The organism is Rhodopirellula sp. UH5 (assembly GCF_056839225.1).
In genome coordinates this window covers 2,873,666-2,897,352 of record NZ_CM166390.1, presented here as the reverse complement: position 1 = coordinate 2,897,352, position 23,687 = coordinate 2,873,666, and the positions used below count along the sequence as shown (strand labels likewise).

Here is a 23,687-nt window from a genome sequence, read left to right as displayed (position 1 = left end):
CACGCGAAGAACGCTGGAACCAAGGGCGGGCTTGGGTGGATGGAAGCTTAGCAAATCACGGCCGAATTTGAATCGGACGCGATTCGTTTGATCTGGCAAACTCCAACGAGATTCAGGGCCCGAATCGATTGGACTGACCGGTGGAAGATCAGTTAATGTTGCGAATTGCCTCTCAGTTCTAGGGTGGCGGTGTTGTCAGTCGCTTTGCTGTGCTGGGACACGCGAAGAGACTGCCCTGTCGGGCGACCCAGGGTCAGTCGGGGGAGCGAAGGTTGAATCGTTTCAAACACGCGGACTGCGAAAGAAAACCCGGCGAATCGGGTTGGGTAAGTCCTCGGCGCCGCGAACAGGTCACCTGGAGCCAAGGGCATACGCCAGTGGTGCGTCAACGCCCAAAATAAGGGGCCATGGTGGTGGACGAGGCTGCGAGTCCCTCGTTTCTCACCCACTTCCAAGGTCTCGTGACCTCGTCCACTACCCTGGGTTGTGGCTACCCTCCGTCTCGATGTTGAAGGACCGCCAGTTCGGACTCCACCAGTCGACGGAGATCATCCGGGGTGCCATTGTTGGACAGCACGCGAGTGCTGGCCGCTCGTTTGCGTTCCCAGGACCACTGCCGGGCGCTTCGCCTCTCCAGTTCGGCCAGGTCCCAACCGCGAGACCCGAGCAACTCAAGGTGCCGTTCCGGATCGACTTGCAGACACCACACTTCGTCGCACGTGTCCCGGTAACCGCTTTCCAAAAGCAGCGGAACATCGAGGATCACAAACGGTTTTCCTTCCGTCCTCGCAGTGGCAATTCTCGCTTGCAAAATCGTCCGCGTTCGCGGATGAAGCACACCCTCGAGTTGTCGAAGGCGGGCAAGTGAGTCTTCGTCGTCGCCGAAGACCAGGTCCGCCAATCTCTGTCGCGAAAGAGAACCGTCGGTCGTTTGGATTGAGTCGCCGAACAAGGACCTCAGTTCCGCGATGACCTCAGGTTCATGAAGTTGGCTTTTTGCAATTTCATCGGCGTTCAGCCACACGCCACCCAAGGATTCCAAGTGGCGGGCGACGGTTGATTTGCCACTGCACGGGGGGCCGATGACGCCGATGGTTGGCGTGAGCGACGCCGATTGCGAATCGTTGTTGGTCTCAGGGCCCATCAAGCCTGGTACAGATAGGCGTTGCAATTGGGGCAATGCGTCAGGGTCGACAGCATCACTTGGTTGAGGACTTGCGTGGTCAAGGTTTGGTAGCAACCACCACAGGAGTCCTGTTCGATAGGTGCCAATGCCTCGTCGCCTCGGGCATCGACCAGTCGTCGATAATCCGCTTTCACTGCCGCGGGAATGTCGGTTTCGTGCACGGCGAGTTGTTCATTGATGCGAGCGAGGTCTTGACGAACTTGTTCGAGCCGAGCCTCAATTTCTTTCAAGCGTTTGGTCTGGTCTTCCTGGGCCTGTTCGAGTTTTTTCTGGGACCGATTCAGGTCCGCCTCACAGGAGTCGATTCGTTCGAGGACTTCCAGGATTTCATCGCTTTGAACACTGTTGGCTTGTTCGTCTGCGGCGATTTGATCTTTCAGCAGCGAGAATTCTTTGTTGGAGGCTGCCGTGTTCAGTTTGCCCTGCAGGTTCTTCACATGAGCTTCGCGGGACTGCAGTTGCAGTTGTTTTTCATCCGCGGTCATGCGGGTCTTTTTCAACGTTTTTGCTGCGGCATTCACCTGGGCTTGAGCCTCATCGACCATCGATTGGACGGCCTTGATTTGAAGCGGGCCGCGTCGTAGCTGACCCTCCAAATCGGTGCGTTGTTGCAATGTGTTGTGCAACGTACGCAACAGGACGCTGGAAAATTTAATCGTCGAGGAATGCGAAGCCATCAGGCAGAATGCAGAAGTTAAAGAATGAAATTGAAAAGTGGGGGCGGGATTGTGAGACGGATGCAAGCACCGATCAATCGCCTTTTTCTGGAACCTTCTCTAGAATTTCCAGCAAAACGCGGTCTGTGTCGATGCCCTCGGCTTGGGCTTCGAAGTTCAGCAGCACCCGGTGACGCATCGCGGGCAAGAGCATTCGCCGGATGTCTTCGAAGGAAACATTGAACCGGCCGTCCAATAAAGCCTGCACTTTGGCCGTCAATGCGAGGGTTTGGGCACCACGCGGGCTGCTGCCCCAACGCACGTATTCATTGGTGATTGGCACGCTGTAAGGCCCATCCGGGTGAGTCGCCATGGTCAGTCGGACCAAGTAATCCTGAACGTGTGGGGCGAGGATGACCTCGCGAACCAACTTTTGCCAGCGTTGGATTTCTTCGCCGTCCATGACCTTTTCGATTTCCGGGCGTTCGCCTCGTGTGGTTCGGTCCACGATCGTCGCCAGTTCGTCCCGGTTGCTGTAACCGACCACCAATTTGAACAGGAACCGGTCCATCTGTGCTTCGGGCAGCGGGTAGGTGCCTTCTTGCTCGATCGGGTTTTGCGTGGCCAACACAAAGAAAGGTTGGTCGAGCGTGTAGCGATGCCCGCCCGCGGTCACGGTGCCTTCCTGCATGGTTTCCAGCATGGCCGACTGCGTCTTTGGCGTCGCTCGGTTGATTTCGTCCGCCAGCAAGATTTGGGTGAAGACCGGACCCTTTTGGAACTCAAATTTGCGGCGACCGGATTCGTCTTCCACCACCATGTTGGTGCCCAGGATGTCGGCGGGCATCAGGTCAGGTGTGAACTGAATGCGATTGAACTGCAGTTCCAGGACTTCAGCCAAGGTCCGGACCAGCATCGTTTTGCCGAGGCCCGGCACGCCTTCGAGCAAGCAGTGACCACCGCAGAGCATCGATGTCAAAACCCCACTGACAATGTCATCGTGACCCACGATCACGCGACCAATCATTTCACGGACGGCGACATATCGCTGGCGAAATTGTTCCGCGTCGGCTCGCATCGCATCGACGGTGGTGCTCATAAGCTTCTGTGTCAGTTCGAAGAGTGGAAGTTGGGGTTGGGAACGGGCATTTTGGCTCCCATTTCAGTTTGCCATTGCCGAAGTGCGTCACGCAGTTCGGCGAAGCGTTCTGGCTCGGTTTGCGACAGATCGGTGGTTTCGCCCATGTCGACGGATAGATCATACAGTTCTGCGGTGTCGGTTTCGTAGAACTCAATCAATTTGTAATTGCCTCGCCGGATCGCGGCACCGGGACGCCACAGCGAACCATGGTAGTGCGGGTAATGCCAGTGCAGTTCGCGGGGGGAGGAACCAGCGTTGGTTGCTTCCTCGCCAGTGATCGTGGGCAGCAAGCTGATGCCGTCGGCGTGCAATTCGGGACGAAGTGGTAATCCGACCACATCGAGGATGGTCGGGAACAAATCGGTGCTGCACACGATCGAGTCGACGGTCTTCGGTGCAAGGGAACTTGTCTGGACCGTTGTTTTGCCGGCCATCGTTTGGGGCAGACGAACCAGCAACGGTTCTCGGATGCCGCCCTCGTACAACCAGCCCTTGCCGGCTCGCAGGGGTGAGTTGCAAGTGGGCCCAAATTTGCGAAGTGTCGACAGGCCGCCGTTGTCGGAAAAGAACACGACCAGGGTGTTGTCATCGACTTGGTGGTCCTTCAATGCTTGCAGGATACGACCGACGCTGGTGTCGACGGCCTTGACCATGGACGCGTAAGCCGGGTTGTCTTGGCGGCCTCGGGTGACCGCATCGTGTTCCGCAATCGTCGGTGTGTCGCCTTGCAGTTCCGGCGTGTTCGCTTGCTTCTCTTGATAGTGATCGATCGTTCGCTTGTCAGCGGTGATGGGCGAATGAACGTTGTAGTAACTCATCATCATGAAGAACGGATTGTCTTCACGAGACGCGGCGTCGACCAGCGAGATGGCTTCGTCGGTCAAGCGAGTCGTCAGGTATTCTCCGTCGTGCTTCGCTTTCAGATACGGGTTCTTCCAAGGCGAGTAGTAGCCACCCGGTGGTGAGCCTTTGTGGCCGCCGCCGATGTTGACTTGGAACCCCTGGTCGGTGGGCAAGTGCCCAACGTCGCCCAGGTGCCACTTGCCAAGAAAGAACGTTTGGTAGTCGGCGGCGTCTCGCAAGTGTTCGGCGAGCGTGACCTCGTCCAAGGCCAGGTTTTCACGATCGTCGATGTGCTGAAACCGAGGGTTCTGGGCGCGGTCGGTCGACATGCCGGGGATCCAGTCGGTGATGTCAACACGAACCGGGTGGCGTCCCGTCATGATGCTCGCTCGCGTGGGAGAGCACACGGGGCAGGCGGCGTAGGCGTTGGTGAATCGCGTTCCCGATTCTGCCAACGCATCAATTTGTGGGGTCTCGTGATAGGTGCTGCCGTAGCAGCCCAAGTCTGCCCACCCCAAATCATCAACCAGGAACAACAAAACGTTGGGGCGTGATGGTTGAGGCGCAGGTTCGTCCGCGGCGAGTGTTGGCTGGTTGGCGAACGAGGTGATCGTTGCAAGCAAACAGAGGGTCGTGGCCACCAGGTTCGATGAAGCACGAGGGTGCAAGAGGACAGCGAAAAGAGATCGCAGCATTTGACGGCACAAGAAGTGAAGCAAAGAAGGGATTGGCAGAGCCGGATCGAGGATCGGACTGAGCGTCATTGTAGCCCAATCCACGGGCACTCGGTGGTGGTTCGGCTCCTTGTCAGTGGCATCGGCTTCCAGCCTGTGGAGGAATGCAGGTTGGGAGCCGATGCCGCGATTGATGGGAAGTTATGACGATTCTGGCGGAAATCGAGGTGCCATGACTGGGCTGGGGGATGGATGATCGCATGCCGATATTGAGCTCGTAGAAGGACAGTCACCACCCCATTCAAAGACGACGATGGCGGATCGATCCACTGAAACATTGACCGGTTCGCCGGGGCCACAAGAACGAACGGTTCGGTTGCCGTCGGGCGAGGTCTGCGAAGTCCCGAGCGGGTGGGAATTGTTACCGCCAGGCGATGCGGGAGTGACTCGCCGCGTCAAAGCCGCGGGGCCGACCTGGACGGTCAAAGAGAAAAAAGGCCGGCGAGAGTTTTCGCAGGGGCTCTGGGCGGATTCCAAGCAGATCGCGGATGCCAAGGCATCGATGGAAGCGACTCGGTCAACGGCCGGCTACGCGAAGAAACAGGCGGCCGCGAAAAAGCGGCGGGACGAGAAGCAGGGCGAGTACGTGGAGGATTTCTTCCAAGCCGTCTGTGATTTTCTAAAATTTGCACCGGATTACTCCGCCGTTGCCAAGCATCTCGCCAAGGCGGTGACCGAGCACGCGACACCGGTCGGCAGCGGCACCGTCGCTCGAACCGAACGGATTCCGATCGAGCGGCGAGCCGAATCCGCCGTGATCGCTTGGATGCGTCATCAAACAACGGCTTACGACAACATGAAAATCGAACGTGTCAAAGGCCGCCGCCGAGAAGTTCGTCGCGAGCTGGCGGCAAAGTCTCGCGAGTTGCTGCAGAAATACCGCGCCGGCGAGGAAAACGCGATGGTCGGCTGCCCACTGGCCAAGGCGCTGCGGGGATAGTTTCGCGGCAGAGTTTCGTCACGCGGTTTCACAGAGCAGTTTCACGGGTGATTGCGCGCGGTTGTGAAGTGGATACAAAAAATTGGCGTTGTCGTTGAAGGGACTGCCGATCTAAAAGCATAGATGGTCGACGGATGTTTTCTGTCGCAGCCGAGGCGAGCAAACCTTTCCGTTCGCGTTCCCTTCGTTTGCCCCGTTTGAGGTGGCATTGAATATGAAAACCCAATTCAACTTTAGCGTCCGTTTGATTCTCGTCGGTGCCGCCGTGTTGGCATCGGGAGTCTTCTCCCCCAACAGTGCCATGGCCCAAGCCAATACCCAACGCGGTGCAACTTGGGGCGGCATCACCGGTGCGATCGCAGGTGCGATCATCGGAGACAACAACGGCGAAGCGGGTGCCGGAGCCGCCATCGGTGGCGCCGTCGGCGCGGTCGCTGGTGGGGTGCTGGGCAACGCGAAAGACAAAGAGCTGCGAGCTCAGCAGTACTACGGGCAATCCACCTACGCCCAGACCACTCCCGCTTACACACCGGCTCCGGTTCCCGCCGGGGCAGTTTCGTTCAACGATGTTGTTGCGATGTGCCGCAGCGGTGTCAGCGAAGGTGTGGTGCTGAATCAAATCGCATCCCGCGGTGTTCAGCGACGCCCTGTCGTTTCAGACATCATCACGTTGCACCAACAAGGCGTCAGCGAAGTGGTGATCTCAGCGATGCAGAACGCTCCCGTCGGTGACCAGGTCATCGTCCGAGCACCGGCGGTGGTCGAAACGCCAGTGTATGTGCCCGCGCCACGTGTGTACGTTCAGCCGGCGCCTGTTTACAGGGCTCGTCCGGTTTACCGTGCACCACCTCGTCATGGTCACAGCAGCGGATTTCATATCCACTACGGCCGCTGATCCGAGGCGGTTTCGGGCCGACTCTTAACCGGGGAGGGCCATGCAATCCGAATCCCTGCCCGGCCCTCACCCTCGCGTGCGCCTGAACGGCGTCGCTCGACCTCTCCACAAACTTCGTTTCAGGAGCGGTTGTTGCGGGAACCCAACCAAACACGATACCAGGAACAACGCGGGGCTTAGAACAACGCGGTGGCGTCGCCGGTGGAGTCAACTTGCCAAGGCGTCCAGAGAATGACGGGATCGCCGATCTTCAGGTCGCTTTTTCGCGGTGGGATCGTCACCGTTTCGAGCTCCAGGTTTTCGATGTCGAATTCCTGTACGAGCTGATCGATCTCGTGACGCAGTTCGTCTTCGAGTTCTTGCATGTCGATGTGCAGTTGCTCCAACGCCGCTTCAGCGCGTTTGACATCGCCGCGTTGTTGAGCGGCGCGTGACGCGCCGCGTGCTGCCGTCGACATCTTGGAAACGTTCGTTCGGCTGGCAATCTTGCGTCCCATGAACGCACCAATCAGCGAGGTGCCGAAGGACAGAATGGAAGACATCTTGGCGGATTCGTATTGCCCTTCTTCACGGGCAATTCGCTCCTCTGCCGTCCGCATTTTGCTTTCGAGTGACTTCATCTTGGAGCCGTATTTGTCACGCAGTTTTTCCGTTTGCAAGTCGCGTTCTTCACGAGCGGCTTGTTGGAAGTGCAGTCGTGCTTCGACTTCATTGGCCCCTGCGGGGGCGTACTCACCCAGGGCGGGGCTTTTGAAAAGCTCCATGGGATGATGTCGGTAGAGATAGTCTTTCAATCGCTTTTGAATCGACTTCAGCTTGCTGGCTCCCCGAAGGTCGTCCGGCAAATCGGTGAAGTCGAAACCTTCTTCTGGATCGGACACCCATTCGGCATCGACATCCAAAGGTTCGCTGGATTCCCAGACGTCCTCAGGAACTCCCTGGCCGCATCGCAAGACTCGGCGGGCGTCGACCCATTCGTCCACCCCGGCGCTGCTGCGGACGAAGTGCATGGAGCCTTCCCCCAGTAGCGCCGCTCGGTAAACACGGCGACCCTCGCCGCTGGGGTACCGGGTCGGAACCAGGAACGCTTCGCCGATTCCGGTTGGCAAGACCGGGCGGCTGGGCGAGGAGACTTCATTGGAAACGGATTCGTGTTCGCCAGCTTGTTCGGCCGCGAGTTCCGCTTTGCGGTCCGCCATCAACATGGCGATTTGGTCGCGAGCCAAAGGGCCGGCCAGGAACGACATCGCCCAGCGGGTTTGGAACACGGTCGGGCCATCGTCATGAACGTTGTTCATCAGGAACACGCGGCTGCCCAGTGACGCGAGCAATTGTTCCATCTCAGCCTTGTTGAACGGTTTGCCGGATTGAGCGGCGGCGCCTTCCAGCCCATCCAGCACCCGAGCTTTGTCGCGTTCGGTCTGCAATCGGCCGAGGAACCAGGTGCCGATGTTGGACAAGCCTTTGTAGTCCAGGTCGACTGGGTTCTGAGTCGCAAGTGTGACGCCCAGTCCAAACGCCCGGGCTTGTTTGAGCAAGGTCAGCATCGGCGGTTTGGAGGGCGGGTTGGCGACCGGTGGGAAGTAACCGGCAACCTCGTCCATGTACAGCATCGCTCGCAGTGAACTGGTGCCGCTTTGCGTTCGCATCCAGGAGACGATTTCGTTGAGCAAGATCGTGACGAAGAACATGCGTTCTTGATCGCCGAGGTGTGCGATCGACAGGATCGAGAGTTTGGGTTTGCCCTCTTTGGTGTACAGCAGGTCGGGGATCGAAAGCGATTCCCCTTCCAGCCACGACGAGAACGCGGGCGAGGCCAACAAATTGTTGAGCGTCATCGCCAGCTTGGCTCGTTCGCTGGGCGGCATGAAGGTGTCGAGGTCGAGCACACCGACTCGGGTGATTGGCGGTGCGGAGATCAAGCCGATCAAATCACCAATCGTGACACTGCGTCCGTCCCGCCAACAATGCTCCAAGATCGAGCTGATCAAAATGTGTTCGCGGGAAAGCAGCGGGTCGGCTTCCATTCCCAGCAGCGTCAGCAATCCCGAGGCAGCACCCGTGACACGTTCTCGCATCGCGTCGGTGTCGGAGAGGACTTCCGGGGGTGGCGCGTCAAAGCTCTTCAGGACGGTCAGTGGAATCCCGGTGTTGCTGCCGGGGGTGTAGATCGCGACGTCGGCGGCGGCTTTGAATCGGGCGACGCGGTCGGTGGATTGCCCCCAGGAGGCCAAGCCGTTTTTCCACGTCTCTGCCGTTTTCGCAGCGTACTCCTCCAGCGTCATGCCTTTGCGAGACGCTTCGCCTTGTTCCAACCACGGCAGGAAATCATCAGGTTTCATGTCGGGGAAGGCGAGCATCAGGTTCGCCAAATCCCCTTTGGGGTCGATGCAAATCGCCGGGATGCCGTCGATCGCGGCTTCTTCCAACAACGACAGGCACAACCCGGTTTTTCCGCTGCCGGTCATGCCCACGCACATCGCATGCGTGCACAGGTCCTTCGCATCGTAGAGCAGCAAATTGTCGAGTGCTTTGCCGTTTGCGAGATCGTACTCGCGTCCCAAATAGAACGTGGCCAGCTTTTCAAACACGTCGGGAGACGGTGTGGCGGATGTTTGAGAGGGAGAAGATGAAGGCATGCGACGAATCATGTTGCGAGCAGACGAGTGGATTCCAAGCGGTTGGTAACATACAACGTTCGGCAGTTTCAATCATCGGTGGCACTCCAACTCAACCTGATCCATGCTCGATCTGCACGACAAAATTGAAGAAGCCTGCACAGAAATCCGTCGTCACACCCGCGACACACCGCGCGTTGGCATCATCCTGGGGACCGGACTGGGAGGTTTGGTCGAGGACATCGAAGTCGAAGCCTCGCTGGATTACTCGGAGGTGCCGCACTTTCTGAAGTCGACCGCAACCAGCCACGCGGGACGCTTGATTATCGGCCGGATGGGCGGCGTGCCTGTATTGGCGATGGAGGGTCGTTTCCACTTCTATGAAGGTTATGACTTGAAGGACATCACGTTGCCGGTGCGTGTCTTCAAGGCGATGGGAGCCGAGTTGCTGGTCGTCAGCAATGCCTGCGGGGGGATGAACCCCTATTTCAACAACGGCGACATCATGGTGATCGAGGACCAGATCAACTTGATGGGCGGCAATCCCTTGATCGGGATCAACGACGACCGCTTGGGGCCACGTTTTCCCGATATGTGCGAACCCTACGACCAAACTTGGATCGACCGCACGTTGGCCATCGCTCGACGCAATGACATCTATCCTCACAAAGGTGTTTTTGTGGCCGTGGCGGGACCATGCTTGGAAACACGCGCTGAATATCGCTACCTCCGTCAGATCGGTGCCGATGTGGTTGGAATGAGTACCGTTCCGGAAACGATCGTCGCCGTGCACGCCGGAATGAAAGTGGTTGGATTGAGTGTGATCACCGACATGTGTTTACCGGACGCTCTGAAACCGGCTGATGTGTCTGAGATCATTGCGACGGCAAATGCCGCCGAACCGAAGTTGCGAACCATCGTTCGAGGCATCGTCGAAGAGTGCGGCGAAGTTCGGATCGCTTGATCGCTTGATCGATTCAGTCGCGATGGGGTGATCGTGACGGGTGCCAAGGTGGTGTGGCGAAAGATACAATCGTTCAGGCACCCCCCATTCTTTTCTGAAAGCCCGTCTCGAGGATTGATCTATGTCTGAGTTGTTGGAACAAGTCGGTCGACAAATGACACCCGAGCGAATCTCAAGCCTGAGTCGATCGCTGGGTGCGGATGAGTCTGCGGTTCGCAATGCGGTCAGTGCCGCGTTGCCAACCTTGCTGGGCGCGGTGACGCGTCAAGCCGACGATCCCACTCAAACGGCTCAACTGCATCACGCGTTGGAGCGTGATCATGACGGTTCGGTGCTGGATCATTTGGGCGGATTGTTTGGATCCGATGATGCAACGCAAAATTCAGGCGTGACGTCCAAGACCACCGCTGGCGGCGCGATCTTGGATCACATCCTGGGCAACAAGAAAGAACGCGTCGAACATGGTGTGAGCGCCGCGAGCGGACTCTCGATGGGACAATCCACCAAGTTGATGATGATGTTGGCGCCGGTCCTGATGGGCGTGCTAGGACAGCAGCGAAAGTCCAAAGGTTTGTCGCCCGATGGCCTGGGTGACATGCTTCGGCAAGAAAAGGCGTCGGTTCAGCAATCGGCCGATGGTGGAAGCATGTTGGGCCGGATGTTTGACCAAGACGGCGACGGCGACTTTGACATGATGGATGTCGTCCAGTTCGGCATGGGGCGGTTGTTCGGTCGCAAGTGAGGAAGGACACGTTCCATTTCTGTCTCATCCGGCGGAAGCGTACGCTGCACCTCTCCTGAAACGAGGCTGTGGGGGGAACTTGGTCGTTGACCATCGGCCTCAATGGACGCAGCTTCCCAACGGGATGAGCGAGGCGCTACTCAGCTTGCTTCATCGACTCGAAGCGGTCGATTTGCAGGTGCAGGTGCCATTGGCCCGGATCATCCAAGAGGCTGGTTCGTTCCAGCTGCAGGGCTTGGGTGATTTCGCCCCTTTGAGCCAAGATTTCAGCGAGTGTGTCTCGGTACACGGCGCTGTCCGGTTCCATCGCAACGGCTTGGCGTGACAGATCGAACGCGTCATCCAATCGGGAATGGTTGCGAACGGCACACCAAGCCACATTGTTGGCGGCGGTCGCATCGAGCGGGAATTGACGCATGTGCTGCTGGCCCGCGTCCACGATTCGGTTGAGCCATTCGTCGGCCAATTCCGTCATGCCCAACTGCTTGATTCGTGGCAGCATCAATTCCGCGGAGTGGATGTCGATGGGTTCCAAGCGAAGCAGCAACTCAAAGAGACGCTTGACTTCTTGTTGTTCCTCCGAGGTCAATTGCTGCTGATCGGACTGAAGAATCAGTTCCAATTGATTCCTCAAGATCAACTGGGGCAGAGTGACGTAGTTGATTTCTTGATAGTCCGAGGCGGCCAAGGTTCCCGCGAAACCGAGGTCGTACCAGCGGATGGCTCGCTGGCGTTTTTCAATGACGGTGGATGGCAAACGTTCCAGTTCCGCTTCGGCAGCGTTGCCTTCGTCGGGGGAGGTGGCCGTGGTGCGTCGCAAAACAAACCGGTTGTAGGCCCGGGCGATGTCCATCAAAGCAAGCGTTTCGTCCGATTCGAAGGCTGTGACCAGCAGTAGCGATTGATAGAGATCTTCGGCCAGATCCCACATGCCCGCGCCAGCCAACGCGTCCGCCATTTTTTGTCGCATGTCGGTCGATGGGGAAGCTGCCATGACCCGCAGTTGTTCTCCAAGTTGATCGGCCAGTGGTTGATCGCCATCACGCTGGGCGAACAAGAATTGCTGCAGGACGATCTCGAAGCCGATCATCGCGTCATCGCGAAGTCCCGAATTCAAAACCGTTTGCGGTTCGCTGGTCAGTTCTTGCCAGATGCTTTCGAAGTCTTCCGGGGTGGGAGCATGCCATTCATCACGATGTCGATCGGTGAGCAAGTTCAGTTGAGCCTGCAAGTCGCCGTTGTTCGCTTGGCCGCGAACGATCGCGCGGACGAGGTCGGGGCGTCCGTGTGCTTCAAAGAGCAGTTTCCATTGTTCGGACGACGGGATATCCGATTCGGACAAGGTGTACTCATCCACTTTGGTGCGTAGTTGGAGATCGCTTTCGGATTCCCCCGAACGAAGGTGCTCGCCAAGCAAATCGATCCATTCACGATGTCGACGCACGTCTTTCGGCTCGGCTCTCGCGATCTCGCAGGCTGTGATGAAACATTGCTCGGTGGACCAGTCCGGGCGATGTTGAAAGAGAAACCAGTTCAGGTAATACAGGAGTTCTTCGCTGGTTGGATCCACCACCCGCGAAACCAGCCGGAGTGACAAACGCGACAGGAGGCTGGGTTTTTCTGGTGCAGCCAGTTCGAAGATCCAGTCCGTTTTCGCGGTGGCAGCCAACGTTGCCAAAACGAAGTGCCGCGTCAGGACCGATTCGCGACCGGGGCTGGCTTTGACATACAGCCGTGAATCGGAGAGTTGCGTTGCGATCCGGTAGGCGATGTCGTTCCGCCCCACGTCGATTGCCACGCGCATCAACGCGAGGCAATCCAAGACTTTGTCTTGGGGGGAGACATCCGAACCAGAGGTCAGTTCCTTTTCCGGGACACTGCGTTGTTGACCGATGGCTTCATCGAGCCATTGTTCCAGGTGTGTGTCCAATTGCTCTGCGTCGAAGCCCAGCAACTGCAAACCACGTGCATGCCGAGAGGTCTTGATTGCAACTGAGGCTGCCTCACGCGGGGATTGTTTTTCCAGGATGTCGATCGCCGTGTCGACTTCGCCGTGGATCAACAACGATCGCCAACGCAGCGTTTCGTAGGATGGTGACAAGCTTTCCGAGTTGTCTCGTGTCAAGGCTTGGATGGCTTCTTGACGCAGTGAGGTGTTGCCGGATCGTGTCGCGGCGATCAACGTGTCGGACCAATGTCGAATGGCTTCGTCGCGCGCATTCAGTTTGCTGACGGGCGTTCCTTTTTGAGCCGATTGTTCGAGCCGCTTGGCTGCTTGAGAGGATTCTTCGGCGATCGCATTCCAATCGGATATCACCATCCGAACGACTCGATTGAGTGAGTGCCGTGAAGAGTTCGTTTCGTCGGTGCCGGCCAAATTTTGCTGGGCAAGTTCGTCGTGTTGTTGGGCGATTTCAGTGGCCGCGTCGTGGTTGCCTCGCAGCAAGTGCATCACGCACAAGGCTTCGGCGCGTTGGTCCTCACGCCAGTTTTCCGCGGACGCGGGAAGTGTGGGCGAATCGCCTGGACGTCGAATCAGGTCGTCGCGACACAACGCCATTTTCTTGTTGGCGGATGCCAAGTTGAGAAACGCGATCAAGTCGGGCAACGAATCCTGCAGGATCGCGATTCGAGCGTAGATCGGGTAACGAGATTCCACGACCAACGAGACTCGCGCGAGAATCGCTTCGTATTCAATTGTCCCGGAGGCCTCTTCGATCGCCACCGTGGCGGCATTGAAGCGACCCGCTTCGAGCAACACTTCGATTGCTTCGGCGGGAGTGACCTTCGCGAGGACGTTCACCAGTTTCGTCGGTGTGTCAGTGAGAATTCCTCGCTGCCATTGCGATTGGACCCAACGAGCACGGTCTGCAATTTCGGGATCGGGATGGCGAGTGGCCTGGATCACATCGGATCGCCATTGATCGCGGTCGCTCCACCATCGCAGGGTGGTCTGGACTCGATCATCAAATTCGGATGCGGCCAGCATCTCTGTTTGGGGCGAGGGCATGTCCGGAGTGGACGGTTCTTGGTCAACACTCCAGGCAAGCTGAACGGGAGTCATGCAGGCGATGAAGCACCCGGCAACGATTGCGAACGCTAGCTTGGTACTCAAGGTGATGGTCACTGCGAAGTGTTGGGGGTGTATCGGGTTTCAATCCACTCTGCGATCCGTTGAACGTCGGCACCCTCAACATTTTGCAACGAACGCAAAATGCTCACCGCGTCCGCGCGGACCTCGGGAGTGGATTTGGAGGCGATCGACTCGTAGACGGCCTGAGCGGCTTGCCCGGTTTCGGATTCCATCGGCAATTGAAACGCGGCCAAGGCTTGAGAGACCACAAACGGAACTTCGTTGAGCGGGTAGGTGTAGTTGCGGGCTCCGCGGCGCGCGATCAGTTGGTCGGCGCTCGCTTCGACCACCAACAGCGAAATCGCGTCGGTCACGTTGAACTCGTTGCCCGCGTTCAGATTCGCCATCGCTCGAGAAACGCCGCCGCGGTAGTACGTCGCCAGGTCGGTGATTTGGTAAACGGTTTCAGCACGCGTCACTTGTTCCTCGTTTGCCGCGGCTTTCTCAGCGGTTTCCGCCAAGGTCTTCATCGTTGACCAATCGGATTGGCGGATTGCGTTTTCTGCGGCGGTGATGGCGGTTTCGCCTGCCTGAATGCTTTCTGGCGTCGCTTCAGGAGGTGTCTCTGGTGTCATTCCCATCGGTGGGGATGGATCTGGGGGGGATGTCTCGGGGGTGGGCTGCATCCCGTCGGGCTGCATGCCGGATGTGGCTGGGGACATGCTGCCAACGCCTGGTTGGGGACCACTGGGTTGCATGTTGTCGGTTGCGTCGGCTTGCATCCCCATCCCGGGAGTCGGCCCAGCATCAGGGATGGAAGCGTCGGGCATCGAATCAGGATTGGACAAGAAATTGCCCAACGAGTCCCCCGAGGCAGCTTGACCGGCGCCCGGTCGTTTCATGATTCCGTCGCTGGATGGTTTGCCTTGCCGAGCTGGTTCGGCTCGATCGACCACCGTCGATTGAGATTGTCCGGGGTGATTCGCGTTGTCGTTCTTGGTTCGGATCGTGATGCCATCGTTGCTGCGAACGACTTGGACTTCGCCTGGTCCCCAGAAGAAGAACGCGGCCAAGAATCCAACGATGACAAACCCCAGCAACAGGAATCCGCCCATCAACCAACCGCCGGAACTCTGGCGGCGACGCGCACGAGCAGCGGACGGCGATCGAGATTGCACGACCAGTGGTGCTGGGGATGGGTTGGGCGAAGAAGCGGTCGTCGTCGAAAGGTTGCCAAGGTCTGTAGCCGGGGCCGGCCCCGGAGTGACGCGCACCTGATCGACCGCGGGGGCGCTTGAAACTGGTCCACCAACAACGGAGGCTTCCACGACTTCCGCGATCACAGGTTCGGTGGCGGGCGCTGGAGCGGGAGCGCCGGTCGGAGCAGTCGGTTGTGGCGTCGCAGGTGGCGACGTCGCAGCGCTCGGCGAAGGGCTGGTCGGCAGCAATGCAGCCAAAGGGTCCACCACCGGTGCCGCGGAGTTTGGAGTGGTGTTGGCTGCGGGGGCCGAAGTGGAGGCGTCCATCGAGACGATGCCGAACCGGGCGTCCAGTTTGGCTTTCTTCTTGGGATCCGTTAGCGTCCGCTGAGCGGTTTGCAAGACCTGAGCCGCCCGGGACCAGGTTTCAGGCGCCGTCGCGGGTTTGGCTGTTTTCAGCTGGTTGATTCGCTGCGCGATGGCTTCGTGAATCGTGGCAGCATTGGACTCCCCCGGATTCAGCCCAAAGACTTGGTAAGCATGCGGCGACGTGACGTGCTCGGGCAATTCCAGCAGTTCGTGAATGGTCTTCCCCGTCATGCCGTCATCCAAAAGTCCAATGTATTGCGAATCATCATCAGCAATTGATCGTAGACACCGCGTGGGCACCACCGGATCATTCTAGCTGATGAGGGGGGAAACTCCCAAACGGGCTTTTGCGAGTCACTTCCACGCGAAAAAGAACCCCGGTTTCGTTTGAAAACCGTGTTTTTCACTGTTGAAGGATCTTTCAAATCGAGCAGGGAAAGTTGGGCTGACCAAGGAAAATTCGGGGCAATCCGAGCAAGCCCTTGGCTTCGCCCCGGTTGGTTGTCCAGTCGTTGCGATTTCAAATGGGACAAGCTGATGGCTCAATGGATCATTTTCTTGCCCCATGGGATCTTGGACATGTGGAAACACTTCATCGTCGGCACCGTCGTTTTTGTGGTGGCTCTTTTCACGTCTAGCAATGGGATCCAGGGGCAGGAGCCCGCGGAGCAAAACGTCGAGGCGGATGCGACGCAGTTCCCCAGCGAGATCGTCGATCGGCTTTTCGAAATGGCCGTCAGTGACCCATCGAACTCGATCCGTCGCAACGCGTTGATCGCCTGTGCTCAGCTGCCGAACGAAGTCGATCGGTTCCGGTTCGCTCGTTGAGCAAGAGTGGCAGCCGATGTTGATGAGTCCCGCATCCGCGGATGTCGATCATGATGGAATCATCACGGTCGAAGAGTAGGCCGCGTACCTTGCTCGCCGTTCGCGGCGTTAGCCGTTCGCAGCCCAATCGGTCGAAGAGATGATGCGAAAGCCGCTCCGACTGACGACTGGGGCGACTGACTGCCTGGTCTTGTGTGGCACGAACCAGTGCTGCCTTCATCCAAACGAATGGGGCAGCACAAACGTTGTCAGCCGTTGACCTGTTTTGCCTTAGAACTGGAGGAACATCGCTGGCAGTTCGCGAACCAATCCTGGTCGCGAGCCGGGGGGATTTTGTGCCGGGCGTTCTTGAACGACGGGACGCTTCGGTGGTTGAGGTTTTGATGTCAAATGCCGCGGCAGACCAGGTTGAACGCGATTCCAATTTTGGAAGGCTTGTTGCAACCGCATGGTGACTTGTTGTTGCAAGTGATTGGCTTCGCGTCGCAGGGAGGCCTCGATCGACGGCAGTTGATTCAGTTCGCTGCTCAAGTTGGCAATGCCACTGGGGGCTTTGATTTCTAGCTTCAATTCTTTCAGGACTGGTTGAAGCACTTTGTCGGCAAGCTTCTCAAGTGGCTTCAAGACGACGCCGAGGACCTTGCCCGGTTTTTCCAAGATTTCGCGAATGCTGAAGGAAACGGTCTTCTTCGAGAACGGGATTTTGATCGAGAGTTTTTTGCCCAGCGTCTTTTGCAATTTGGCGGCGGTCTTTTCCGCGGGAGCGAGTTTCTTTTCGAACTTGCTGAGCGATTGGTCCATGGTCATGAAGGCGCGGACGGGATCGTTCCATTTGGTCAGGTGGTTGCCCACTCGGTCGACCGACTGACGTGTTTCGGTGAGTGTGTTGGAGATCGATCGAACGGTTGGCCGGGCCAGTCGCGAGGTTGCATCGAAGGCGACCGCTCCACCGGGGATCGAGTTGGCACGTGCGGCGTTGGTTTGTAAATCGCGTCGCCAGACCGAGATCGTCTTGCGGTAGCTCGCCAGTTTGGCTTCGCCACCGAGGATCGATTGTTCCAGTTCACGCAGGTTTTCTTTGGCTGGACGCAGGACTTCTTTCTCCATTCGGTCCGTTTTCTTTCGCAAAGCATGAATCTGTTCTTGGACGCGTTGCAGATTCTTGCGAAGCGTGCGAGCGATGGTGCGAACCTTCGGGACCGATGTGTAGGGTTTGAGATTGTCGATCAGCTTGATCAACCGCTCGTCGGTGGCCTTGATCGCTTTGGTTGCGTCGACGGCATGTTTCACCCCGTCACGAGCTGTTTTGACCTGGTGTCGGAGTTGAGTGAGGCGGTTTTGGAGCGTTTGGCACTCCCTTTCGATCCGAGCCAAGTCACTGTCGATGGCTCGCGTTTCGGGCATGTTGCTGGGGATGGAAGAGGCGTTCAAGGTGGTCGTCGCAAGAGCGAGCAGGAACGGAATCGATAGGATGATGGCGGGTTTCATCGGTCTTCTCGCTTGGGAGGGGGGCGATTTGAATGGCGGTTGGATGCCGGATTGGGTTGTCGGGAGTACCTGCGAGGTGGACGTCGAAATCCCCTCAACAAAAAGCGGGAAAACGTGGGTGACCGGCTTTGCTACACTGTGTGTCCCTCCCCCACTTCTATTTCCTGCCTTGTGGAAGACTCTGTCCCATGCGGAATCATCCGCTGAGATGCACTGAATTCCTGACGATCTGTGCGTTGACGGTTTTGTCGGTCGCTTCGACACCCGCCTCCGAACCCGATGGAACCGCTGCGGACGCGTTGACGAAAACGTCCGTTTCGCTGGAATCTGTTTTGCAAACTCACTGCGTGAAGTGTCATGCCGCGGGGGAGGAACCAGCCGGCGAGATGGCTTTGACGGAAATCAACCACGGCAACGTGGCGGAGGATCTGGATCGATTGCAAAGCCTGATCGATGTGTTGGACTTGGAGGAAATGCCACCGGAGGATGAGCCGGAATTGCCAGCAGAAATCCGCCAGGAATTGCTCGCCAAGTTGCAAGCGACCCTGCACGATGCAGTTGCCGCGACCAAGCAATATCCGCGCACGCCGATCCGACGGATGAATCGGTTTCAGTACAACAACGCGGTGGTGGATCTGTTTGATTTGAAATGCATCGTGTTCACGTTGCCGGAACGCATGCTGCGAGAACACCGGGGATACTTTCAACCGGCCTCGGGAAAAATGCCCGACGAAGTGTTTGCGGGCAGTCGGCCGCTGGGGAAGTCACAGTTGATCGAACCTCGGTTGGCGGGCGTCGCGGCGTTCCCTCAAGACTTGCGAGCCGAACATGGTTACGACAACCAAGCCGATCACTTGTCGTTGTCGCCGCTGTTGATGGAGTCGTTTTTGAAGCTCGGGCAATCGATCACCGAGAGCCCTGATTTCGAACCCAAGAATGTTGGTGTGTGGAGGTCGTTCTTTGCGGCGCCAGCTGCCGAGGCGGATCTTGATCGGGTGGTTCGAAAGCGGTTGAAGCCCTTTTTGACGCGTGCGTTTCGACGTCCGGTCGGTGATGCGTTGTTGAACCGTTATTGCCAATTCGTGAGTCGGAATCTCGAGCAGGGAACCGACTTTCCCGTCGCCATGAAGGCGGTTGCGGCGGCGACAATTTCGTCGCCCCGCTTTCTTTATCTGTATGACACATCGGGCGAGACGCAAACGGCTTCCCCAGTGGATGACTATGAACTTGCCTCTCGCTTGTCCTTCTTCCTCTGGGGCAGCATTCCGGATCCAACGTTGCTGGACCTGGCTGCCGAAGGACGTCTGCATCAGCCGGACGTTTTGACCGAACAATTCGAACGCATGATTCGCGATCGGAAACTCAAACGTTTTTGCGACAGCTTCCCTTCGCAGTGGTTGCAACTCGAACGCATCATTTCATCGGTGCCCAATCCCGATGAGTTCCCGCAATTCTATTTCTTGAAGTACCGGGACAGCATGCACATGATGCTGGAACCGTTGTTGCTGTTTGAGACGGTCTTGATTGAAAACCAACCGATCACCCAATTGATCGATCCTGATTTCACGTATCGATCCGATCTGTTGGAGGATGCCTACGGCGAGTTGGCGACCGATTCCGAGCGAAAGGGCGGAGCGGTGCAAGCCATCCGGTTTCGTCGATTGCCGATCGAGGATCGACGCACCGGCGGCGTGATCACAAACGCGGCCGTGATGACCATGACATCGGGGCCAGAACGCACCCAGCCGATCACCCGAGGGGCTTGGTTGGCGGGAGTGATTTTCAACAACCCGCCCGAGCCACCTCCCGCGGATGTGCCTGCCTTGGGCGAAAAGCCGGCGGAGGGCGAAGAGCATTTGACGCTTCGGGAACGGCTGTCCATGCACCGGAAACGGTCCGACTGCAAAGGCTGTCACGAACAGATCGACCCCTTGGGATTCGCACTGGAGAACTTCAATCCCATCGGTGTTTGGCGAGATCAATACGAGAACGGTCGCGAGGTCGATATGGCGGGAACACTGCTTCGCAAGCATCGTTTCGAAAATGTGATCGAGTTCAAGGATGCCTTGTTGGCGGAGAAGGATCGGTTCACCGAGGCCCTGGCGGGGCATCTACTAAGTTTCGCGTTGGCTCGGCCTTTGAGTGCTGCCGACCGAGTCGCGTTGGATGAGATCACGGCGACCGTCGCCGCAGACGAATACAAAATGCACACCTTGCTTCGGCAAGTTGTTTTGAGCGAACCCTTTCAAACCAAATCATTCCCGCAAGTTGCGAGCAATCCAGGGCCATGATTCGTACCTCTCGACGTCGTTTTCTTCGCGGGCTGGGCGGAGCTTCTTTGGCGTTGCCTTGGATGCCCAGCATTGCCATGGCGGGGCAGGCCAACAACGTGCCGCTGCGTATGGCTCATTTTTATGTGCCCATCGGAGTCGTCCGGCGCGGGTTCTTTCCGGGTGAGTCCGAGGATGTGATCCCCAAAGGCAATCTCGGCAACGTGATGAAGTCGTTGGGGAAACAAAACCCGTTCGCCAGCGACGAACCGCTGGATCGATTGACGCCGACGCTGGAACCTTTGGAGCCCTTCAAGCACAAGGTCAATCTGATCACGGGAATGGACCGGACGTTTCAGCAAGGGACCGATGTGCACGCGCAGTGTGCGTCGTGTTACTTGAGCAGCGCGGTGCCGTACACGGTGGAAGGGACGGCTTGGCCGCTCGATCGAACGCTGGACCATTTGGTGGCGGATGCCATCGGGACTGAAACTCCCTTTCCAACGCTGGAGTTCAGTTGCAATAGCCACCGTGACAACAAAGAGTCGATCTACTTCGACAACATCTCGTGGTATGGCACCGGGCACTTGGCGCCGTCCATTCGCGACCCTCGCAAAATGTATCATCGGCTGTTCTCGACCCAGGAGATCGATCGCTACCGAGACGTGACGGATTTGGTCCTCGAGGACGCCCGCGATTTGAAGATGCACTTGGGATACGAAGACCGTCACAAGTTCGCCGAGTACTTCGATTCGATTCGATCGATCGAGACGCAGATGGATCGACTGGAGAAAATGAAGTCCCAACTCTCTCGCGTGCAGTTGGACGAGCCGCCCGAGGCCTATTTGCCGCGTGGAGAATACATCCGCTTGATGGGCGATCTGATGGTGGTGGCTCTGCAAACGGGGTTGACCAACGTGGCGACTTTCATGGTGGGTCCTGAGCGATGGGACACGCCGTTCAAGTACGAAAGCTTGTTCGACAAGCCTCGTAGTCACCATCAAATGTCCCACAATCAAACCAAAATGATCGATGATCTGTTGAAGGTCGATCGCTTCCACATGGAGCAGTTTGTTTCTCTGCTGGAGAAGATGGATTCCATCGAGCAGGCCGATGGTTCCACGCTGCTTGACAACACTTTGTTCACTTATGGATCGGGTTTGGGAGACGGGTCAACGCATCAATACAACGACTTGCCGATCGTTGTTGCCGGTGGTGGAAAACGGGTTGCATCTGGACGCCATATCAACCTGCCTGAGGGAACACCGCTCGCCAACCTGTGGTTGACGCAAGCTCGTTTGTTGGGGATCCCCATGCCCCGTTTCGCCGACAGCACTGGAACGATCGATGCGTTGATGGCGGAGCGGACGTAGCCCAATCGAACCGAGGTGGGGTTTGCGAGCCTTGGGGTTGGACCGCGAGGCAGTTAACCCGCATTCGCTCGGGACGCCGGTTTTATGCTTGACCGTTGGGAGCGGCATGCAATGCGTCCCAAGTGACTCCGGGGGACATCGGTTTTATGAAGGAGGCTTTTCTCGTTCCCAGGCTCTGGCTGGGAACGCAATGCACTGCAGGCTCCGCCTGCTGCGGCAGGATCGGGAGGCGGAGCCTCCAAGACAGTGTGTTCCCAGGCAGAGCCAGGGAACAAGTTAACCCGCATTCGCTCGGGACGCCGGTTTTATGCTTGAAGGTTGGGAGCGGCATGCAATGCGTCCCAAGTGACTCCGGGGACATCGGTTTTATGAAGGAGGCTTTTCTCGTTCCCGGGCTCTGCCTGGGAACGCAATGCACTGCAGGCTCCGCCTGCTGCGGCAGGATCGGGAGGCGGAGCCTCCAAGACAGTGTGTTCCCAGGCAGAGCCTGGGAACAAGGAAAATTCCTTGCTCGGCTGTCGTTGCGTCAAGACGCTGGTTACAGCGAGGCGGTGGTGAAGGAGCTGTCCATGGGGACGGATTGGCTGGGGAGGCACAGCCAATCGGTGATCACGACTCGTTGCACCAGCGGTTCATCCAGGTGTTGCAGGACGACGTCCATCAGTCGCTCGCGAATTTCTTTTTGGGCGGGGTCGTTCAGCCATGTGGCTTCGACTTGTCGCAGCATTTGTTCGGCGGCTTCGGTGATGGGAAGCTGGTTCAGCTTCAAACGCTCTTCACCACGAAAACGGCGGGATGGGTCCACGATCGCGTGCAATTGAAATTGAAACGTACTGTTTGGCACGTTGGGATTTTGGAATCGCAAGTGCCCAATTTCGATTGCTGAACTCTGCATGTTGCTCAGCCGGGCCACGCGACTGCGAACATAGCCAATCACGGCAGCGTGGATCGCTACCATGAGCAGGATGATCACAGGGGCCCAAAAACGACGCAGCAGTTGCACAGGATTGCTCGAGAAAGTGAAGTCGAAGCGAATGCGGAGCCCAAAACAGTTGTCAGTGGGTTCCGCCGAAGCCTAGGTTGCAAAAAACGGGCGGGCAAACGAATCCGTGTGTTTTTGCTGCGATCGGGCGTTCCCGCGGTGGGCTGGGGCTCTCGCGGTGAGGGCACAAAATTTTGATGACTCGAAAAACTCAGGTTGGAACGCGTCCGCGGCGTCCAAACAGGCTCTGGTCAAGTGACAGGCGAACGACACAACGTCGCAGTGGGTGGCTGCCTTCTGATTGGATCCCCGATTTCGTCTATCACCGAGATGCAAATTGTTTGACACTTCGCCTCGGTTCTTTCCCGTCGTTGAAACTCGCTCTCCAAAAAGCAATTGACTGTGCCCGCTGTGGACTCGAAACGGAAAATTCGTGAGGTCTGGATCTTCACCAGCCCCAAGGCGGGGAGCGGTGCGGGACGCGGAGAAATTTTGCGTTTGATCGAGCTGTGTCGCGCCGGCGGCCTGACTTGTCGCCGGATCGACAACTTGGTCGAACTTGCCGAGCGAGTGGGCGAGGCCGATTCACTGCCGGACGACGTGGCCGTGGTCGGGGCCGGGGGCGATGGGACTCTGGCGCTGCTGGCGGGGAAGTTGCCACCAGGCAGTGCCTTGATCCCGATGCCGATGGGCACCGAAAATTTATTGGCTCGTTACTACCGGTATTCGCGGCGTGCCGAGGACGTGTTGGCGACGATTCGTCAGGGAGAAGCGATGAGGGTCGACGCCGGCCGAGCCAACGGAAGGTTGTTTCTGGTGATGGTCACGGCGGGCTTCGACGCAGAGGTCGTGCGGGCGATGCATTTGACACGTCGCGGTCACATCAATCGTTTCAGCTACGCCGGGCCGCTTTGGCGAGCCATTCGTCGGTACGCGTTTCCTGTGATTGATGCGGAGATGGAACAGGCGATGCCGGTTTCGGCTCCAGAGAAGATCGGCGTCGGCACAAAGGGACGAACAACGTCTTCGGGGGCACTTGAGCGGAAGCAAACGGTTCGGACCAGCGGTTGTTGGATGATGGCTTTCAATTTGCCTTGTTACGCGGCCTCGCTGCCCATTGAACCTGAAGCCAATGGAAACGACGGGCAATTGGATCTGATCAACCTGGCTTACGGTTCCGTGATCGCTGGTCTGCGGTATTTGATGGCGTTGCCGGGCGGTCGCCATTTGAAGCGTTCCGATGTCTTTCGCTACCAAGCGACCAAGATCACCTGGTCCAGTCTTTCGCGAGTGCCGTATCAGGTCGATGGGGATTACGCTGGGAGACTGCCGGTTCAGATTGAAGTGTTGCCCGACCACGTGACATTGCTCCGGGCTGCCAATTGA

General features: G+C 57.7%; 17 protein-coding genes. 8 read left to right on the top strand and 9 right to left on the bottom strand.

Annotated features, from left to right (window positions below):
- Positions 1-490 precede the first annotated feature (490 nt).
- The 4 genes from coaE to UH5x_RS10330 form a co-directional block, all read right to left on the bottom strand.
- A complete protein-coding gene (coaE, locus tag UH5x_RS10345) occupies positions 491-1,144 on the bottom strand; it encodes a dephospho-CoA kinase (protein WP_482635615.1) in 654 nt (217 codons plus the stop codon).
- Entirely contained in the window at positions 1,144-1,863 is a 720-nt protein-coding gene (locus UH5x_RS10340; protein ID WP_047815557.1) for a zinc ribbon domain-containing protein, read from the bottom strand. The genes coaE and UH5x_RS10340 overlap by 1 nt, the downstream gene beginning before the upstream one ends.
- Positions 1,864-1,936: 73 nt before the next feature.
- Positions 1,937-2,941 (bottom strand): AAA family ATPase, encoded by a 1,005-nt coding sequence (locus UH5x_RS10335; protein WP_482635614.1) that lies wholly within the window; start codon positions 2,939-2,941, stop codon positions 1,937-1,939.
- An 11-nt stretch (positions 2,942-2,952) separates the two neighbouring features.
- The gene (locus tag UH5x_RS10330; RefSeq protein WP_482635613.1) at positions 2,953-4,590 is read right to left on the bottom strand and encodes a sulfatase; all 1,638 of its coding nucleotides are present in this window, start codon (positions 4,588-4,590) and stop codon (positions 2,953-2,955) included.
- Between the two features lie 223 nt (positions 4,591-4,813).
- Between UH5x_RS10330 and UH5x_RS10325 the strand changes: the two genes are divergently transcribed.
- Together UH5x_RS10325 and UH5x_RS10320 are read left to right on the top strand one after the other, a co-directional pair.
- Complete coding sequence (locus tag UH5x_RS10325) at positions 4,814-5,500, top strand: DUF2293 domain-containing protein (protein WP_482635612.1); 687 nt, start codon at positions 4,814-4,816, stop codon at positions 5,498-5,500.
- A 214-nt stretch (positions 5,501-5,714) separates the two neighbouring features.
- Complete coding sequence (locus UH5x_RS10320; protein ID WP_236696406.1) at positions 5,715-6,395, top strand: glycine zipper domain-containing protein; 681 nt, start codon at positions 5,715-5,717, stop codon at positions 6,393-6,395.
- Between the two features lie 176 nt (positions 6,396-6,571).
- On the opposite strand, the gene UH5x_RS10315 is transcribed toward UH5x_RS10320, so the two are convergent.
- Positions 6,572-9,034, bottom strand: a complete 2,463-nt coding sequence (locus UH5x_RS10315; protein WP_482635611.1) for an ATP-binding protein — start codon at positions 9,032-9,034, stop codon at positions 6,572-6,574.
- Between the two features lie 103 nt (positions 9,035-9,137).
- Here UH5x_RS10315 and UH5x_RS10310 point away from each other — a divergent pair, with 103 nt between their 5' ends.
- Both UH5x_RS10310 and UH5x_RS10305 read left to right on the top strand, forming a co-directional pair.
- Positions 9,138-9,977: a purine-nucleoside phosphorylase gene (locus UH5x_RS10310; RefSeq protein ID WP_047815552.1), complete on the top strand. Its 840-nt coding sequence runs from the start codon at positions 9,138-9,140 to the stop codon at positions 9,975-9,977.
- A gap of 121 nt (positions 9,978-10,098) precedes the next feature.
- Positions 10,099-10,719: a DUF937 domain-containing protein gene (locus tag UH5x_RS10305; protein WP_047815551.1), complete on the top strand. Its 621-nt coding sequence runs from the start codon at positions 10,099-10,101 to the stop codon at positions 10,717-10,719.
- A 136-nt stretch (positions 10,720-10,855) separates the two neighbouring features.
- On the opposite strand, the gene UH5x_RS10300 is transcribed toward UH5x_RS10305, so the two are convergent.
- Complete coding sequence (locus tag UH5x_RS10300; RefSeq protein WP_482635610.1) at positions 10,856-13,834, bottom strand: tetratricopeptide repeat protein; 2,979 nt, start codon at positions 13,832-13,834, stop codon at positions 10,856-10,858.
- An 8-nt stretch (positions 13,835-13,842) separates the two neighbouring features.
- Entirely contained in the window at positions 13,843-15,591 is a 1,749-nt protein-coding gene (locus UH5x_RS10295) for a DNA polymerase III subunit gamma/tau domain-containing protein (protein WP_482635609.1), read from the bottom strand.
- 306 nt (positions 15,592-15,897) lie between these two features.
- On the opposite strand from UH5x_RS10295, the gene UH5x_RS10290 reads away from it, so the two are divergent.
- Complete coding sequence (locus UH5x_RS10290; RefSeq protein ID WP_482635608.1) at positions 15,898-16,188, top strand: hypothetical protein; 291 nt, start codon at positions 15,898-15,900, stop codon at positions 16,186-16,188.
- Positions 16,189-16,458: 270 nt separating this feature from the next.
- Here the strand turns inward: UH5x_RS10290 and UH5x_RS10285 are convergent, their stop codons facing one another.
- Positions 16,459-17,676 (bottom strand): hypothetical protein, encoded by a 1,218-nt coding sequence (locus UH5x_RS10285; RefSeq protein ID WP_482635607.1) that lies wholly within the window; start codon positions 17,674-17,676, stop codon positions 16,459-16,461.
- 188 nt (positions 17,677-17,864) lie between these two features.
- On the opposite strand from UH5x_RS10285, the gene UH5x_RS10280 reads away from it, so the two are divergent.
- Both UH5x_RS10280 and UH5x_RS10275 read left to right on the top strand, forming a co-directional pair.
- Complete coding sequence (locus tag UH5x_RS10280; protein WP_482635606.1) at positions 17,865-19,967, top strand: DUF1592 domain-containing protein; 2,103 nt, start codon at positions 17,865-17,867, stop codon at positions 19,965-19,967.
- On the top strand, positions 19,964-21,319 hold the full coding sequence (locus UH5x_RS10275) for a DUF1552 domain-containing protein (protein WP_482635605.1): 1,356 nt from the start codon (positions 19,964-19,966) through the stop codon (positions 21,317-21,319). Before UH5x_RS10280 ends, UH5x_RS10275 begins: the two co-directional genes overlap by 4 nt.
- A gap of 538 nt (positions 21,320-21,857) precedes the next feature.
- Here UH5x_RS10275 and UH5x_RS10270 read toward each other — a convergent pair.
- Positions 21,858-22,277 carry a hypothetical protein gene (locus tag UH5x_RS10270; RefSeq protein WP_047815619.1) on the bottom strand — a complete coding sequence of 140 codons (420 nt, stop codon included), beginning with the start codon at positions 22,275-22,277 and terminating at the stop codon, positions 21,858-21,860.
- 426 nt (positions 22,278-22,703) lie between these two features.
- On the opposite strand from UH5x_RS10270, the gene UH5x_RS10265 reads away from it, so the two are divergent.
- On the top strand, positions 22,704-23,687 hold the full coding sequence (locus tag UH5x_RS10265; RefSeq protein WP_482635957.1) for a diacylglycerol/lipid kinase family protein: 984 nt from the start codon (positions 22,704-22,706) through the stop codon (positions 23,685-23,687).

Excerpts from the sequence above, each read along its gene's own strand:
- coaE (WP_482635615.1), bottom strand. The coding sequence starts at position 1,144 with ATGGGCCCTGAGACCAACAACGATTCGCAATCGGCGTCGCTCACGCCA.
- UH5x_RS10340 (WP_047815557.1), bottom strand. The coding sequence starts at position 1,863 with ATGGCTTCGCATTCCTCGACGATTAAATTTTCCAGCGTCCTGTTGCGT.
- UH5x_RS10335 (WP_482635614.1), bottom strand. The coding sequence starts at position 2,941 with ATGAGCACCACCGTCGATGCGATGCGAGCCGACGCGGAACAATTTCGC.
- UH5x_RS10330 (WP_482635613.1), bottom strand. The coding sequence starts at position 4,590 with ATGACGCTCAGTCCGATCCTCGATCCGGCTCTGCCAATCCCTTCTTTG.
- UH5x_RS10325 (WP_482635612.1), top strand. The coding sequence starts at position 4,814 with ATGGCGGATCGATCCACTGAAACATTGACCGGTTCGCCGGGGCCACAA.
- UH5x_RS10320 (WP_236696406.1), top strand. The coding sequence starts at position 5,715 with ATGAAAACCCAATTCAACTTTAGCGTCCGTTTGATTCTCGTCGGTGCC.
- UH5x_RS10315 (WP_482635611.1), bottom strand. The coding sequence starts at position 9,034 with ATGCCTTCATCTTCTCCCTCTCAAACATCCGCCACACCGTCTCCCGAC.
- UH5x_RS10310 (WP_047815552.1), top strand. The coding sequence starts at position 9,138 with ATGCTCGATCTGCACGACAAAATTGAAGAAGCCTGCACAGAAATCCGT.
- UH5x_RS10305 (WP_047815551.1), top strand. The coding sequence starts at position 10,099 with ATGTCTGAGTTGTTGGAACAAGTCGGTCGACAAATGACACCCGAGCGA.
- UH5x_RS10295 (WP_482635609.1), bottom strand. The coding sequence starts at position 15,591 with ATGACGGGGAAGACCATTCACGAACTGCTGGAATTGCCCGAGCACGTC.
- UH5x_RS10290 (WP_482635608.1), top strand. The coding sequence starts at position 15,898 with ATGGCTCAATGGATCATTTTCTTGCCCCATGGGATCTTGGACATGTGG.
- UH5x_RS10285 (WP_482635607.1), bottom strand. The coding sequence starts at position 17,676 with ATGAAACCCGCCATCATCCTATCGATTCCGTTCCTGCTCGCTCTTGCG.
- UH5x_RS10280 (WP_482635606.1), top strand. The coding sequence starts at position 17,865 with ATGCGGAATCATCCGCTGAGATGCACTGAATTCCTGACGATCTGTGCG.
- UH5x_RS10275 (WP_482635605.1), top strand. The coding sequence starts at position 19,964 with ATGATTCGTACCTCTCGACGTCGTTTTCTTCGCGGGCTGGGCGGAGCT.
- UH5x_RS10270 (WP_047815619.1), bottom strand. The coding sequence starts at position 22,277 with ATGGTAGCGATCCACGCTGCCGTGATTGGCTATGTTCGCAGTCGCGTG.